Source organism: Sphingobacterium sp. MYb382, assembly GCF_037572665.1.
GTDB lineage: Bacteria > Bacteroidota > Bacteroidia > Sphingobacteriales > Sphingobacteriaceae > Sphingobacterium.
Window position 1 is genome coordinate 762 of the sequence record NZ_JBBGZT010000027.1, and the last position, 723, is coordinate 1484.

The window sequence follows — 723 nt, forward strand, 5'->3', positions numbered from 1 at the left end:
ACTGTCTCACCGCATGTTCCTGTCACTTTCACATAATAGTAGTTAATGCCTGCATTCGTTGACGTTGGTATATAAGTAGCTGCTGTAGCTCCTTCTATCAATACGCCACCAAGTACACTGTTTGACGTATTTACATACCATTGATAAGTCAATGTACCTCTACCATCGGCAATCACCGATAGCGCAGCGGCACTTACACCTTCACAGTAAATGGCACTAGAAGGTGAAGTCACCACTACGGTCGGCTTGTTCACGACTATGGCAACAGGCGTTGAACGGACGTCTGCGCCACAGTCTCCTTGAACAATAACATAATAATATTGTGTACCTACAACGTCGGTTGCTGGTGTATAGCTCGCTGAAGTTTCGCCAGAAATAGCTGTACCTCCTGTTGTGCTATTACTTGTGTTGCTAAACCATTGATAGGTCAATGTACCTGTACCTTCGGCAATTACAGTTAAGGCCGTTGCTGTTGCGTCTTTACAATACACAGCCTCAGCTGGTGAACTTGTAATGGCTGTTGGTTTGTTAACCGTGATGGCTGCAACAGCTGATGTAGCCGCTGCACCACAGTCGCTGCCCACAACTACGTAGTAGTATTGTGTACCTACAACGTCTGTTGCTGGTGCATAGCTCGCTGAAGTTGCGCCAGAAATAGCTGTACCTCCTGTTGTGCTATTACTTGTGTTGCTAAACCATTGATAGGTCAATGTACCTGTACCT

Annotated in this window: 1 protein-coding gene; it reads right to left on the minus strand. The window is 45.9% G+C overall.

The features are described 5' to 3' along the window. Nucleotides 1–723: hypothetical protein (locus WH223_RS14420; protein WP_340048450.1), on the minus strand; the 723-nt coding region annotated here is incomplete at both ends.